We start from the raw sequence: 15029 nt of genomic DNA, 5'->3' as shown, positions 1-15029 counted from the left end.
TATGGATACGATTAACGAACAACAACCGGTTACCCAGCAGAAAAGTGATGCACTGAGCGAGATCCTAACCGCCGCGCTACGCACCGATACACTCGATACCCTGCAGTCCGAGTCCCCCTATGCTGCCTGTTTGTTGCCGTTGTTGCGCTCCCTGGGCTGGAACCACTATGCCCGTGAGCTGATTGAGGCGTTGCCACATTTCTCCGATTACCTGGAGCTGGTGGACTTGCGCAATATCCTGGTACGCCTGGGCTACGAAAGCATGCCTCGCAAGGGGCGACTGGATCAGTTGTCGTCGGAGCTTTATCCCTGCCTGTTTGTAGATGAAAAGGATCGGCCACTGGTGCTGCTGGGGGCTGAAGGCGACCAGGTTCGTTACTTTGACGCCTCCCAAAACGAAGAGGTGGTAGTTGCGCTGGATAGCCGCAAGGGTTGCGCGTACCTCTTTACCCATATCAACACCACCCATGGTCAAACCGTATCCGCCAAAGCGCCGGGCGAATGGTTCGACCAGCTATTGGGGCGTTTCCGCGGTTTGTTCGGCTGGCTGTTGGGTATGACCTTCCTGATCAATGTAATCGCCATGGCAGTGCCGCTGTTTATCATGATGGTGTATGACAAGGTGATCGGCGCGGAATCGGTGGATGCGCTGTCGAGTATGGCGGCTGGGATCGCTTTATTATTGCTGTCCGATGCGGTGCTGCGTTACCACCGGGGTAAATTGCTGGGCACCATGGCCGGGAGGATGGATTATCTGATCGGGGTGGAGTCGTTCCGGCAGATACTCAGTTTGCCGCCAATTCTGACCGAGCGCTCCACCATGGCGGCGCAGCTGGCACGTCTTAAGCAGTTTGACAGTGTGCGGGACTTTTTTACCGGCAGTAATGCCTCCATCCTGCTGGATCTGCCGTTCATCCCACTGATGATCGCGGTGATCGCCGTGATTGCCGGATGGGCCGCGCTGGTGCCGGTGGTGATGCTAATCCTGTTCCTGGTGTTTGGCCTGGGCTGGTTGCCGGTCAGTGCCAGACGGGTGTTGCGCACCGGTCAGGCGCGCAACGATAAGCAGAAGATGCTTATCCAGTCCCTGTCGGGACGCAGCGAGATTAAGGGGGCTGCAGCCGAGCAATCCTGGCTGGAGCGCTTTCGTGAATATTCCGCCGAATCCGCCACCGCTAACTACAAAGCGGCTAGCGCCAGTGCGGTGATCAATGCCGTGTCTCAGGCTGGTGTGGCGATCGGCGGTCTGGCGGTGCTGGTGATCGGGGTGTTCTCGGTGATGGCCGGAGATATGACGGTGGGTGCCCTGATCGCCAGCATGGTGTTGATCAGCAAAGTGCTGTCACCCATCCAGCAAGCCTTCCTCAGCTTTGGGCGCTTTAAGCAGCTGATGGCCGCAGTGAAGCAGATCAACCAGTTGATGAAGCTGGAGGTGGAAAAAAACAGCCGCGCTTCCTCCGTACTGTTGGTGGGCCTGAAAGGCCGGGTGAAGATCGACCGAATCAGCTTCCGTTACTCGCCCAGCGGTGACCCGGCCCTGACCGGTGTATCGCTGGTAGCTGAACCGGGTGAGATGGTGGCCATTACCGGCGACACCGGCTCCGGTAAATCAACGCTGATGAAACTGATTGCGGGGATGTACAAACCACAGGCGGGTAGCCTGACCCTGGATGATCAGGATATTCGTCAAATGAACGTCCGCGACCTGCGCCGGTCCATCGCTTATGTGCCGCAGAACGCGCAGCTGTTCCACGGTACCATTGCTCAGAATATCCGTATGAATGACGTCCTGGCGACCGATGAGGATCTACACAATGTGGCCAAATCGTTGGGTATCCTGGATGACATCCTGGCGTTGCCGCAGGGATTTGATACCCCGATCGGGGATGAACGTACCCGACGCCTGACGCCGGGATTTGTGCATGGTATCTCTATGGCGCGCGCCTTTGTCTGTTCGGCGCAGGTGGTGATCCTGGATGAGCCGGGCGCGGCGCTGGATCACGAAGGGGATATGAAACTGGTTTCTCAGCTGCGTGCGCTGAAAGGTAAGAAAACCGTGTTGGTTGTAACACACCGGCCGAGCCATATTCGTCAGGCGGATAAAGTGATTGTGTTGGAAAAAGGAATGACAAAGTTTGTCGGTGAGCCGGAACAGGCTTTGCAGGTATTGGTAGGGGGTCTTCGTGAAGGAAAATAAGCCGGTATTTACCTCGGAGCAGACCGCGACACTGCCTCGCGCCCGCGCGCGTTTTCTGGCGCAGGCGATCCAGCTGGAAGAACCTACGCCACGGTTTATCGTGCCAGTGTCGATCTTTGTGGGCATGCTGTTTTTGATTGCTGTGATCATCTGGAGTGCCTTTACCGAGGTGAATGAAGTGGCGCTGGCACAGGGTGAAGTTGTGCCGGTGGGATCGATCCACGAAGTACAGCATCTGGAGGGCGGTATCGTTAATGAATTGCAGGTACGCAATGGCGACTACCTGAAAAAAGGACAGCTTGTCCTCAGTCTTGATCCGGCAACGTCTGCATCTGAGTTGCAGCAGATGCAGAGCCGTCGCATCAGCCTGCGGCTGCAGGAAGAGCGCCTCAAAGCGTTGATCGATCGTCGTCCGCCATCCTTCCCGCAGGTGTCGTCAGGATATCGCGACCTGTTGGAGCGCCAGCGAACCATCTACCTGGCGCAGGTGAATAGCCATACCAGCGAGATGGCGGTGATTGAGAGCCAGATTCAGCAGCGTCGTGATGAGTTGCGTCGTCAACGCAACCAGGCCGCTTCCCTTAAGAAAGAACTGGTGATCCACCGCGAGCAGGTATCGATCCGTGAAGCATCGGTAGTACGTGGATCGGTCTCCAAGTCGGAGTTGTTGGCAGCACGTGCCAAGGTGGCCGAGGTGGAAAACGAGCTGTTGCAGACCGAAGACGGTATAGCGGTGGCGCGTAACGCCCTGAAGGAAACCCAGCAGCGTAAGCGTGATGTGATCGCGCGTTTCAACCGGGATATCGAACTGGAAGCGGGTCAGGTCACCAGCAGGCTGGCGGAGGTGGAAAGTACCCTGATCCGACTGCAAGCACGCGATGAGCGCCAGGAAGTGCGCTCACCAGCCGCAGGTATCGTACAGGGCCTGAGCGTAACCGGCTCCAACGGTGTGATTGCACCGGGGCAGGTGATTATGCAGCTGGTGCCGGTGGACGAGGATCTGATCGTGGAGGCGAAGATTCTGCCGCAGGATATCGGTCACGTGCATACCGGGCAACGCGCCAAGTTGAAGTTTGTCAGCTACGACTTCTCCCGTTTTGGTACATTGGAAGGGACGGTCAGCCAGATCTCTGCATCCACCTACCTGGATGAAGAGAACCAGCCCTACTACCGGGCCGAGATCAGGATGGAGAAATCCTATCTGGGGGCGCAACCGGGTGAGTTGAATGTACTGCCGGGGATGACGTTGACTGCGGATATTCAGACCGGCCAGAAAACCATCCTGGAATACCTGCTGCGTCCGGTTACTCGTGGTTTCGACAACGCCTTCCGCGAGCGTTGATCCGAGCAGAGGGAGTGGCAGTCGCGTCACTCCCTGATTATTTGTGCGGATCCTGGGTCAGCCGCTACTTCGCACCCAGTAACTCAATCATGTAACCGTCCGGGTCTTTCACAAAGGCCAGGATGGTACTGCCATGTTTCATCGGACCTGCTTCGCGCACGACTTCCCCTCCCTTGGCTTTGATCGCATCACAGGCCGCATACACATCTTCCACTTCAATGGCGATATGGCCATACGCATTGCCCAGCTCGTAGGCACTGGTTTCCCAGTTGTGGGTCAGTTCCAGCACGGTGTTTTCCGATTCATCACCGTAGCCTAGAAACGCGAGAGTGAACTTGCCGTCTGGGAAGTCTTTGCGGCGTAACAGGTGCATGCCAAGAATCTCGGTGTAGAACGAAATGGACTTTTGCAGGTCGGTTACCCGCAGCATTGTATGAAGAATCCGCATGTTGTCTGTTCCTTAGTTATTGTGCATTGGTCGAAAGTTTGTATCGACCCTGCCATAGTGTTTTAGTATAACCAGTATGAGACTGATGATTGACAAGAGATAAGGGAAGGGTGGTGTTATGTTTCAAGATCTGAACAAAACGTTTAGTCAGTCGATGGAACCTATAAAAGATCTGGTGAACATCCAGACAAAAATGCTGGAAGAGCTCACCCGTCAGCAGATGGCGTGTACCAAGTCCTGCATTGAAGCAACAATCGAGCAGACCAAAGAGATGCAGAAGTGCCAGTCGCCGGCAGAGTTGCTGGAGCTGCAGCAAGAGTATGCCAAGAAGCTGGAAGAGACGTTGAAAGATGCCAGCGAGCATAACCTGCAGGCACTGGGTCACGCGCGGGATGAGATGGAGCGTCTGACGCAGGATACCTTCGACGCGTTTGCCAGCAAGAAGTAATACAGCACTATCGATCCACGCGCATACCGGCGTAGATCTCTGATTGCCAAAAGAAAAGCCAGTGGCGTCCTGCCACTGGCTTTTTTATCGCCAGATGGCGGTAGAACCGGTCGGACAGCACCGTTGTGGGCTGGCCTACGCTTTTTCTTTTATCTATCACTTCCCAGCCATCATCCCAAACAGGCGCCAGAACGCTTATAATGACCGCGTCTATAGTTCTGACTGGGATTTACACTGCAGATGAGCAACACCATCGGTCTTTTTTTCGGTAGTACCACTGGCAACACGGAAGACGTTGCGGCCCTGATTGCCGGGCATCTGGAAGGTTATGCGCTGGATCAGCATGATATTGCTGAAGAAGGGCTGACCGCAATTCCCAACTATGACCTGTTGATTCTGGGGATTCCTACCTGGGATTTTGGCGAGTTGCAGGAAGATTGGGATGACCTCTGGGCGGAGCTGGAAGAGATTGACTTCAGTGGTCGCACTTGCGCGCTGTTTGGTCTGGGGGATCAGGTCGGTTACGGCGAGTGGTTCCTGGATGCGATGGGATTGCTGCATGATAAGCTGCAGGAGCATGGTGCTACTCTGGTGGGTTACTGGCCCAATCAGGGGTATAAATTTACCGCCTCCAAGGCGCTGTCCGAGGATGAGAGTCAGTTTGTGGGCCTTGCGGTGGACCAGGATAGCCAGTCAGGTGAAACCGAAGAGCGGGTAGAGACCTGGGTAAAACAGGTTATTACCGAATTTGGTCTGGAATGAGCGGTAAATTTCCGCTGACTAACATTCAAACAGTGCCTGTGTTCAGGTAAAATATCCGCCTTTTTTTCGAATCAGAGAGTTTGAAGCCAAGCGATGGAAATCAATCCGATCATCAACGCCCTGAAGGATATCACCGAGCGTACCTCTGTACTGCGCGGTTATCTGGATTACGACGGTAAGAAAGAACGTCTGGAAGAGGTTGAGCGCGAGCTGGAAGATCCAGCTGTGTGGAACGACCCTGAAAATGCCCAGAAACTGGGTAAAGAGCGCTCTACGCTGGAAGGTGTCGTAAAGACTGTTGATGAACTGGAAACCGGTGTTGTTGATACTCGCGATCTGCTGGATATGGCCGTGGAAGAGGACGACGAAGACACCGTGGCTGAAGTTGAGGAGGAAGTGGCTGCCCTGATGGCGAAGCTGGAAGTCCTCGAGTTCCGTCGTATGTTCTCCGGTGAAGCCGATGCCAACAACGCCTTCCTGGATATTCAGGCGGGGTCTGGTGGTACCGAGGCGCAGGACTGGGCCAACATGATGCTGCGTATGTATCTGCGTTGGGGTGAAAATAAAGGCTTCAAAACTGAATTGCTGGAAGTGTCTGCCGGTGATGTGGCAGGTATCAAGTCCGCAACGATCCGCTTTGAAGGCGAGTACGCCTTCGGTTGGTTGCGCACCGAAACCGGTGTTCACCGTCTGGTGCGTAAGTCGCCGTTCGACTCCGGTGGTCGCCGTCACACCTCTTTCTCCTCTGTATTCGTATCCCCGGAAATCGATGACAACATCGAGATCGAGATCAACCCGGCTGACCTGCGTGTCGACGTATACCGTGCCTCCGGTGCTGGTGGTCAGCACGTAAACCGTACTGAATCTGCGGTACGTATTACCCACGAACCGTCCGGCATTGTGGTGCAGTCCCAGAGCCAGCGTTCCCAGCACCAGAACAAAGACACCTGTATGAAACAGCTGCGTGCAAAACTGTACGAGATGGAGATGCTGAAGCGCTCCGAAGCTGCGCAGGAGATGGAAGACAACAAAGCGGATATCGGTTGGGGCAGTCAGATCCGTTCCTACGTGCTGGACGATCAGCGCATCAAGGATCTGCGTACCAACGTGCAGTCTTCCAACTGTGACAAGGTTCTGGACGGTGATCTGGATCTGTTTATTGAAGCCAGCCTGAAAGCTGGTCTGTAAGTTTTACGTAAAGAATTCTTAAGGGTTTTGACTCAATGTCTGACAACACTCAGCAGCAAGACGAAAACCGCCTGATTGCCGAGCGCCGCGAAAAGCTGACTGCGCTGCGCGAAGAGGGCAACGCGTTTCCGAACACTTTCCGCCGTGACAGCTACGCGCAGGATCTGCAGGAAAAGTACGGCGAGATGAGCAAGGAAGAGCTGGCCGAAGCCGGTATCAAGGTTAGCGTTGCCGGTCGTGTAATGCTGAACCGTGGTGCGTTTGGTGTAATCCAGGATATGTCCGGCCGCATCCAGTTCTACGTGAACAAAGACGCGCGTAAATTTGCCAAGAGCCTGGATCTGGGTGACATCATCGGTGTGACCGGTGAACTGCACAAGTCCGGTAAAGGCGACCTGTACGTGGATATGGGCGAATACCAGTTGCTGACCAAGAACCTGCGTCCGCTGCCAGACAAGCACAAAGGTCTGCAGGACACCGAGATTCGTTACCGTCAGCGCTACGTGGATCTGATCACCAACGAACAGTCCCGTAAGGTTTTCGAAGCGCGTTCCAAGATTGTTGCCGGTATCCGCAACTACCTGACCGAGCGTCGTTTCATCGAAGCAGAAACACCAATGCTGCAGGTGATCCCGGGTGGTGCGACAGCACGTCCATTCATCACCCACCACAACGCGCTGGACCGCGACATGTACCTGCGTATCGCGCCGGAACTGTACCTGAAGCGTTTGGTTGTAGGTGGCTTCGAGCGTGTGTTCGAGATCAACCGTAACTTCCGTAACGAAGGTCTGTCTACGCGTCACAACCCGGAATTCACCATGATCGAATTCTACCAGGCGTACGCGGACTACCGTGACCTGATGGACCTGACCGAAGACATGCTGCGTACCGTAGCGCAGGACGTTCTGGGTACCACCACCATCGTTAACACCGTGCGTAACGAAGAGGGTGAGGTTCTGGAAACCTTCGAATACGATTTGGCGAAACCGTTCCAGCGCCTGAGCGTGTTCGACTCCATCCTGCACTACAACCAGGATATCAAAGCGGAAGCTCTGGCGGATGAGCACGCCGCTCGCCAGATCGCAGAGCGCCTGGATATCGATGTGAAAGACAGCTGGGGTCTGGGTAAGGTACAGATCGAGATCTTCGAGAAGACCGTAGAGCACCGTCTGCAGCAGCCGACCTTCATTACCGAGTATCCAACCGAGGTGTCTCCACTGGCACGTCGTAGCGACGACAACCCATTCGTCACTGACCGTTTCGAATTCTTCGTTGGTGGCCGTGAGCTGGCGAACGGTTTCTCGGAGCTTAACGACTCTGAAGACCAGGCTGAGCGTTTCCGCCAGCAGGTGGCAGAGAAGGATGCAGGTGATGATGAAGCGATGCACTACGATGCCGACTACATCAACGCTCTGGAATACGGCCTGCCGCCAACAGCGGGTGAAGGTATCGGTATCGACCGTCTGGTGATGCTGTTCACTGATTCTCCGTCTATCCGTGACGTCATCCTGTTCCCGGCGATGCGTCCACGTACCTGATCTCTATCAGTTGAAGAAAAGGCTGCCCTCTGGCAGCCTTTTTTATATCTGGAACAAAGAGCGTGCAGAGGGCGAGAGTACAATGAGCTGGTTATTTCCTATCGATAAGCGTGACTTTCCAGGCCGTCGCTGGTTGAGCATCACTTTGCGCACCTTCCACCTGATGGGAATCGCCGGGCTGGCCGGCGCCTACCTGTTTCATCTGCCCGAGAGCCAGTGGATGCCTTATCTGTGGCTGGCGGTGTTGAGTGGTTTCTTGATGGCGGCGATGGCGGTCTATGTGGATGGTATCTGGTTGCTGCAGTTGAGGGGGCAGGCGATATTTTTGAAGTTGTTGCTGCTCTCCACCGTATTCTGGTTGTTCGACGAGCCGCAGACCATGATCTACTTGTTGGTGATCCTGATTTCGGGTGTGGTCTCTCACGCGCCGGGCAAAGTACGGTACTATTCGCTCTGGCACCGCAAGGTGCTGACCAAAGCGGATCTGATTAACAAGAATTGTGGGGAGTCCTGAACGTATGGTTCTGGAAGCAGCACCAAGCTGGCAAGAGGGGTTGGCTGTCGAGTTTGAACAGCCGTATATGCTGAGTCTGAAGCAGTTTCTGCATGAGCAGAAAACGCAGCGTAAGGTGATCTATCCACATTCTTCCAAATGGTTTCACGCCCTGGAAACGACACCGCTGGACCAGGTGAAGGTGGTGATCCTGGGGCAGGACCCGTATCACCAGCCGGATCAGGCGCACGGTCTCTGTTTCTCGGTACGCCCGGGCATCAAGATCCCGCCGTCACTGGTGAATATCTACAAGGAGCTGAACAGCGATCTGGGCGTGGCGCCGGTAAATCACGGTTATCTGGAAAGCTGGGCGCAGCAGGGCGTGCTGCTGCTGAACAGCGTGCTGACCGTAGAGCAGAGCCAGGCGGCGTCCCATCAGGGGCGGGGCTGGGAACAGTTCACCGACCGGGTGATCCATCTGGTAAACGAACGTTGTGAAAACGTGGTGTTCATGCTCTGGGGCAGTTATGCACAGAAGAAAGGGGCGTTTATCGATACTCAGCGTCATCTGGTGCTGAAAGCGCCGCATCCGTCGCCGTTGGCGGCGCACCGTGGCTTCTTTGGTTGCCGTCACTTCAGCCAGGCCAATGACTACCTGCAGCAACATGGCAAAACGCCGATCAACTGGCAGTTGCCGGCTGAAGCGAATGAAAGCTGAGAAAAAAGTGTAGGTAGGCCATCGCGCAGCGATGCCCAACGTGTCGGCGCAACATTGCCCTATGCCTGTTGGGTTTCGTGCAGGGAAGGCCAACCTACAACTGAGTTGCTTTCTTGGCGCCACGCTATCTGGCGATGAACCATAAAAAACGCCCTGAACTGTTACCAGTCAGGGCGTTTTTTATCTTCAGCCGTTACGCTCAGAGGCGGTTCTTGGCCTCAAACATCTTTGGATCGAGTTCATATGGCAACTCCTCGACAGTTGCCACCGGGCCGTCCTGTGCCTGCAGATGCAGGATGTCGTTGTCGGCTTGCTCCTTGATCACCACTGCCAGCAGTTCGCATTCGCCCGCTTCGTTGCGTGCGGCAACCACAACCTGCCCAGCATTCTCCTTGCTGTCGCTGAAGACGGTATCACCCGCCTGTGGCAGGGTGTCGCAGGCAGACTTCAGACGGTACATCGGGCGCTTCAACTGACCACGGTGCTGCAGACGGGTCACGATCTCCTGACCGGTGTAGCAGCCTTTGGTGAAGCTGACGCCGTTGAGGGCCTGCAGGTTGGTCATCTGTGGGATAAAGGCTTCAATGGTCGCGGTACGCAGATCCGGAATGGCCGCGCGGACTTCGCTCAGCAGCCAGTCGTTGCTGTCACCCAGCTGGCCCAGTGCCAGCAGTTCCGGCAGCAGCGCTACCGCGTCTTCCTGTGGCAACCACAGTTCGTAGCGACCACCCGGTACGGAGATGAGAGTGCGGTCACCTTGCTGGCTGACACCGTTGGTCTCCGCAGGCAGTTCTGAGACAGCGATTTTCGCCAGTTCTGCTGCGTTTTCGCCCTGCAGACCGATGCCTACAACGGCATCACCGGGTTTCGCGATCTCGGCCTTGGAGAAGATGATGTACTTGCCCAGCGTCTGCGCGGCGATATCGTGGATATCATTGTGCAGGCGGAGCATAAAACCGTCCGCGATGGTAATCACGCGGAACAGGCTGATCATGTGTCCCTTGATGTTGCAGTGGGATCCCATAGAGCTGCCGCTGGCGAGGGTCTGTGCCAGGTCACAGCTGAGCTGGCCCTGCAGGAATTTTTCACTGTCCGGGCCTGTAACCGTCAGAACACGCTGGTGCAGCAGTGGAATCACCGTACCGCCGCTGGCCTTGGCGGTCAGGCTGACTGTGTTATCCGCGTTGATCACGGCGCCTTGTGCTTGCAGGCTTTCAATCCAGTTGCTCATAGCTTCTCGTGCGTTATCCATCTGATATTCCGGGACGGAGTGGTTGGGCTCCGTCCTGGAATTTTAGGTCATTTTGTGGCGGCCTACAGCCGACAGAATGTAAGGGATTAGGCGGCAGCGCTGTCGTCGTTGCGGCTTTCGGCAACGGCGGTGCTGGTGGCGATACGCTCACCCAGGCGTAGCGGGCTTTCCGCCTTCAGGTGATCCTGCCAGTTGACGGCATCTTCACCAAACAGCAGCACTACGGTTGATCCCAGTTTGAAGCGGCCCATCTCTTCACCTTTTTGCAGGGTGATCGGTTCCTGCGGTTCCGCCTGGAACGCGGTGCGCACCGGCGCTTTGATGCGTGGTGCTTCATGGCCGGACCAGACGGTTTCAATCCCTGCGACAATCATCGCACCAACCAGTACCATCGCCATAGGGCCACGTTCGGTATCAAAGATCGCCACCAGGCGTTCGTTGCGGGCAAACAGCTGGTCGACGTTGGCGGCAGTGGTCTGGTTGACGGAGTAAAGATCGCCCGGCACGTAGATGGTTTCACGCAGGGTACCGGTGAACGGCATGTGTACGCGGTGATAGTCCTTAGGGGACAGGTAGATGGTGGCAAAGGAGCCGTTGATGAACTGGTCGGCCAGTTTCTGGTCGCCACCCAGCAAGGTGGCTAGTCCGTAACCACGGCCCTTGGCCTGGAAGATGCGGCCGTGCTCGATATCGCCCAGTTGGCTTACGGCACCGTCGGCCGGGCTGACGATCGCTTCGTCCGCTTCATCGATCGGACGGATACCCGGTTTCAGTTCACGGGTGAAGAATGCGTTGAAGTTTGCATATGCGGTCGGGTCTTCGACCAGCGCTTCGGACATGTTGATGTTGTAACGTTTGGCGAACCATGTGGTAAAGGTGTTCTTAACCCATGGATTGGTGCATTCCGCGATACGGCCTACAAAACGGGAAATCAGATGCTGCGGCAGGATATGCTGCATCAAGATAAAGAGTGTGTCTTTCAAGGTTGTGTATCCGTTAATGACTGAATTCGGTAGTACGGTTAGAACTGATTACTGTTCGACCGGTGTATCGGGCAGGTTACCCCACTCGAACCAGGAGCCGTCGTAGCAGCGGATCTTCCTGAATCCCAGGTGTTTGGCTACCAGATAAGTGAGGCCTGAGCGGCGATGGGTCTGGCAGTGAGTGATTACTTCCTTGTCGGTGCTGATGCCCAGCTGGTCCAGCTCCGCCAGAATTTCGGCCGCAGGGCGCAGGCGGGTGTCACGGCCCGGTGCAACCATCACATCGGTCCACTCGTACAGGCGGGCGCCGGGAATATGCCCTCCTTTCTGTGCGTTCACGATCTTCTCACCACGGAATTCCTCAGCGGAGCGGGCATCCCAGATTACGGTGTGTGGATCGCGCAGGTGGTCGTTGATATACGCAACATCGGCTATATAGTCCGTATCGATCTGCGCGGAAAACAGATTGGGTTCGCGGGTGTTGGCGCTTGCTTCCAGAGGTTGACCCGCTTCAAGCCAGGCGGAAAGCTGACCGTTGAGGAACGAGCAGTTCTCGTGTCCAACCAGGTTCAGTGTCCAGATCATACGGCCCGCCAGCGGCCCCATCTGGTTGTCATAGGCCACCACGTGGGTGTCTGCGCTCAGACCCAGTTCGGAGAACAGGGCGCTAAGTTGTTCGGCAGTGGGTAGCTTGTTGGGTACAGGACCGGAACCCAACATCAGTCGGAAGCTATCGACACGCACTGCGCCGGGAATATGACCCTGGTTGTAGGTCTCTTCGTCGGACAGATCAATGATCAGCACGTTGGGATTGGACAGATTTTCCGCCAATTCTGCTGCTTCAATTACAAGAGGTAAGCTCATACTACGGTTCCGAAAATAACTCTATGAACCGCATCATATAGCAAAGTGGCAGGAATCTCAGCTTCCTCAGATAGTCTCGGAACTGCTCGTGGTCAGGTTTTTGAAGGCTTGTCCGGCTGCTGTGTAGATATAACGGGTGCGTTTGTTGTGGAAATCATCGATCGCATGGTCGCGGTTATCCACATGTACAATCGCCACCGGTTCGTCGCCATCGAAGAGGGACATCAGGATGGCACCGCTCTCAGGGATGAAGCTGTGGTAGCTTTCCGGCAGCGCATTGATAGTCTTTTCACGGGTCTGCGGTGTGATCCAGAGATAGCCAGGCTTGTCGCACAATCGCTTGAAGATGCTGGGGATTTCTAGGTCAAAACGGTAGTTGGCCAGGGCGTTGTCTGTGGGTAGGCCAGATGAGAGGGCTGTGGCCATCAGTTTGTTGTGTACGCGAAGCAGGGTTACGTGGCGCATACCCAGACCGTCTGCCAGCGCTTTCTGAATGCACTGTAGAATATGGCCCTGGGTTTTGATCTTGGGTGAGCCCTTGATAAAGGCGACCGCCAGTTTTTTAAACAACTCTTCGTTCTTAAACTCGATCTCCACCGGTGCGTAGGCGGTACGGATAATCTCCTGTTCCACCGGGCGAGAGCGCAGACGCATGCGTTCGACCGACGGGCGCGGGCACTCGATCACCACGCTTTGCAGTTCTTTGGGGGTGATCTTGTAGCTTGGTACCAGATCCGACTCGAGCATAATCAGCTCGGTGGCGTGGGACAGGGTGCCGGGCACATTGTAGATACGGGCCGCAGTGGCGCAGTTTTGATGCAGCTTGCCTACGACCTCGGCGGTGTTTTCGCACAGGTAGTCGCTGATGATCATGCTCAGCTGTTTGGTTTTTTTCTGCCGCCAACCAAAGGAGGCAGTGATTGCCAGCCAGTTGGAGAGTTTCACCGGGAAGTACTTTTGCTGCACCAGGTGGTTCAGTTCGCGGCGCTCTTCATCGTCGATGGTTGGATCTTTCAGCGAGCGGCGATGCATCAGGTCGATAATGTCGCGCCCCGGGGAAGTTTCGTGATCCAAGCTTTCGAAAACCAGCTCTGGCAGGCCCCACTCCATCGCCAGGTCGTGGGAGATTTGCTGGATGGTACAGCCCAGCACGTCGGTTTCCGCCAATACTACATCCACATGTTTTTCGCGAATTTTCTGGTGGATCAGACTCATATGTAACGGCGCGTGCAGCCACATCATCCAGTGACCTATGCCGTAGAACAAAGCCGCCAACTGCAGTTCTTCGGCAAAGACGTTGCCTTTTCCCTTCAGCCATTCGCGCACCTGGATGGAGGCGTGATGGCTGTTGGCAGTGGAGCGGAAGAAAAGCTTATGGGAGACCGAACCGGCATTCAGGCGGATCAGTTCAAGCTGTTCGATGGTTTGTTGGATACGGTCAAAACCGAGTGAGTGCACCGCGTGTTCGATACTGGTTACAGCAGAGCCTTTCTCTCTGTGCAGTTTGTTCGCTACACGCACCAGATGCAGACAGACCGCCGGGTCTGATTTGATTAGATTCCCGAGCGTCTGCAAGGTGGTAACATCACTATCCACCGCTTGCAACAGGCGTAGTTTAACACTGCCACGTACCGGCAAGGTCTTATCTTTCAGATACTGGATCCAGCCAGCCAGATCCTGTGGCGATTCCTGCAAACTCATCGGCCTTCGTCCGTTGCTCAACTACCCTCAGTGTCTACTGCTCATCCAGCGAGGCGAGGATGTGCCTGAAGCTTTGCCAGCGTGCTTCACTGATTTTGCCTTCTGCAATGGCATCTTTCAGCGCACAGCCCGGTTCCTGCTCGTGTTTGCAATCGCGGAACCGACAGTGCCCGGTATGTTCTCGTAGCTCCCTGAAACCATCGATTAGCTGTTCCGGATCGATATGCCAGAGTCCAAATTCGCGTATTCCCGGTGAATCTATCAGGTCACCCCCCTCCGGGAAATGAAAAAGCCGCGCCGTGGTGGTGGTGTGACGGCCCTTGCGGGTTTGTTCCGATAACTCACCTACCTTTAGATCGACACCTGGTAGCAAAACATTAATCAAAGAGGACTTGCCCACGCCGGATTGACCCACAAAAACACTGATGCGATCTTTCAGATGGGCTTTGAGTTCGTTGAGTCCGTCCTGGGTCGAGGAGGATGCGTGCAGGACGCGGTAACCGATGCTTTGGTAACGCTTCAGCATGGTATCGATACGCGCGCGGTTTTTATCGGTAAGCAGGTCGGTTTTGTTGAGCAGGATCACCGGTTCGATGCCGCTGAGTTCTGCTGCGACCAGATAACGGTCGATAAGGTTGGCATGTGCCAGCGGTTCAACGGCGATGGTCAGCACGATGTAATCTATGTTGGCTGCTACCGGTTTCATTTCGCCGTAGGGATTTGGGCGCACCAGCTCGGTTTTACGGTCCAGCTTGGCTACTACCACACCACCGTCCGGGTTGGCACGCCAGATCACGCGGTCGCCGGTAACCAGTTGGCCCAGGTTGGTGCGCATATGGCAACGGATGATCTCGCCCTGGCGTTCGCCTTCGCTGGCTTCCACATCCACCTGGCGGCCAAAGTGGGAGATGATCAGACCGTGTTGTTCGGGGCCCAGGTCGCCGCCATCCAGCTGCTCGTCAATCGAGGCATCTTTTTTGGCGGCGCGAGCGGCGCGCTCGTCCTGAATTTTCTGTATACGCCAAGCCTGGCGGCGGGTCAGTTTACGTTTTGCCATGCAACAGCTGCGGACTACCTTTTTGTCTTGGGATCGGT

Annotated in this window: 14 protein-coding genes; 8 read left to right on the top strand and 6 right to left on the bottom strand. The window is 55.6% G+C overall.

Going from position 1 to position 15029, the window contains the following annotated elements; genetic code table 11:
- The first annotated feature begins 1 nt into the window (after position 1).
- Together QKW35_RS04910 and QKW35_RS04905 are read left to right on the top strand one after the other, a co-directional pair.
- Positions 2-2197: a peptidase domain-containing ABC transporter gene (locus QKW35_RS04910; RefSeq protein ID WP_282351160.1), complete on the top strand. Its 2196-nt coding sequence runs from the start codon at positions 2-4 to the stop codon at positions 2195-2197.
- Positions 2184-3539, top strand: coding sequence for an HlyD family type I secretion periplasmic adaptor subunit (locus tag QKW35_RS04905; RefSeq protein WP_282351158.1), 1356 nt, complete (start codon positions 2184-2186; stop codon positions 3537-3539). The genes QKW35_RS04910 and QKW35_RS04905 overlap by 14 nt, the downstream gene beginning before the upstream one ends.
- 64 nt (positions 3540-3603) lie before the next feature.
- Here the strand turns inward: QKW35_RS04905 and gloA are convergent, their stop codons facing one another.
- On the bottom strand, positions 3604-3987 hold the full coding sequence (gene gloA, locus QKW35_RS04900; protein WP_282351157.1) for a lactoylglutathione lyase: 384 nt from the start codon (positions 3985-3987) through the stop codon (positions 3604-3606).
- 118 nt (positions 3988-4105) lie between these two features.
- On the opposite strand from gloA, the gene QKW35_RS04895 reads away from it, so the two are divergent.
- The 6 genes from QKW35_RS04895 to ung all read left to right on the top strand — a co-directional run bounded on the left by QKW35_RS04895 (position 4106) and on the right by ung (position 9134).
- A complete protein-coding gene (locus QKW35_RS04895; RefSeq protein WP_282351156.1) occupies positions 4106-4435 on the top strand; it encodes a phasin family protein in 330 nt (109 codons plus the stop codon).
- Positions 4436-4675: 240 nt separating this feature from the next.
- Complete coding sequence (fldB, locus tag QKW35_RS04890; RefSeq protein ID WP_282351155.1) at positions 4676-5197, top strand: flavodoxin FldB; 522 nt, start codon at positions 4676-4678, stop codon at positions 5195-5197.
- A 93-nt stretch (positions 5198-5290) separates the two neighbouring features.
- The gene (gene prfB / locus QKW35_RS04885; protein WP_282351154.1) at positions 5291-6385 is read left to right on the top strand and encodes a peptide chain release factor 2; all 1095 of its coding nucleotides are present in this window, start codon (positions 5291-5293) and stop codon (positions 6383-6385) included.
- 35 nt (positions 6386-6420) lie between these two features.
- Positions 6421-7923 carry a lysine--tRNA ligase gene (lysS, locus tag QKW35_RS04880; protein WP_282351153.1) on the top strand — a complete coding sequence of 501 codons (1503 nt, stop codon included), beginning with the start codon at positions 6421-6423 and terminating at the stop codon, positions 7921-7923.
- Between the two features lie 82 nt (positions 7924-8005).
- Positions 8006-8437, top strand: coding sequence for a hypothetical protein (locus tag QKW35_RS04875; RefSeq protein ID WP_282351152.1), 432 nt, complete (start codon positions 8006-8008; stop codon positions 8435-8437).
- A 4-nt stretch (positions 8438-8441) separates the two neighbouring features.
- Positions 8442-9134, top strand: a complete 693-nt coding sequence (gene ung / locus QKW35_RS04870) for a uracil-DNA glycosylase (protein ID WP_282351151.1) — start codon at positions 8442-8444, stop codon at positions 9132-9134.
- Between the two features lie 199 nt (positions 9135-9333).
- Here the strand turns inward: ung and ygfZ are convergent, their stop codons facing one another.
- The 5 genes from ygfZ to rsgA form a co-directional block, all read right to left on the bottom strand.
- Entirely contained in the window at positions 9334-10386 is a 1053-nt protein-coding gene (gene ygfZ / locus QKW35_RS04865) for a CAF17-like 4Fe-4S cluster assembly/insertion protein YgfZ (protein WP_282351149.1), read from the bottom strand.
- Positions 10387-10472: 86 nt separating this feature from the next.
- A complete protein-coding gene (gene asd / locus QKW35_RS04860) occupies positions 10473-11369 on the bottom strand; it encodes an archaetidylserine decarboxylase (RefSeq protein WP_282351147.1) in 897 nt (298 codons plus the stop codon).
- Between the two features lie 48 nt (positions 11370-11417).
- Positions 11418-12233 (bottom strand): sulfurtransferase, encoded by an 816-nt coding sequence (locus tag QKW35_RS04855; RefSeq protein WP_282351145.1) that lies wholly within the window; start codon positions 12231-12233, stop codon positions 11418-11420.
- A gap of 66 nt (positions 12234-12299) precedes the next feature.
- Positions 12300-13934: an HDOD domain-containing protein gene (locus QKW35_RS04850; protein ID WP_282351144.1), complete on the bottom strand. Its 1635-nt coding sequence runs from the start codon at positions 13932-13934 to the stop codon at positions 12300-12302.
- A 34-nt stretch (positions 13935-13968) separates the two neighbouring features.
- The gene (gene rsgA, locus QKW35_RS04845; RefSeq protein WP_282351142.1) at positions 13969-14991 is read right to left on the bottom strand and encodes a small ribosomal subunit biogenesis GTPase RsgA; all 1023 of its coding nucleotides are present in this window, start codon (positions 14989-14991) and stop codon (positions 13969-13971) included.
- Positions 14992-15029: the final 38 nt, after the last annotated feature.

It is taken from the genome of Pontibacterium granulatum (assembly GCF_029961155.1).
GTDB lineage: Bacteria > Pseudomonadota > Gammaproteobacteria > Pseudomonadales > Balneatricaceae > Pontibacterium > Pontibacterium granulatum.
The sequence above is the reverse complement of the archived record's forward strand: the minus strand, read 5'-3'. Positions and strand labels throughout refer to the sequence as shown.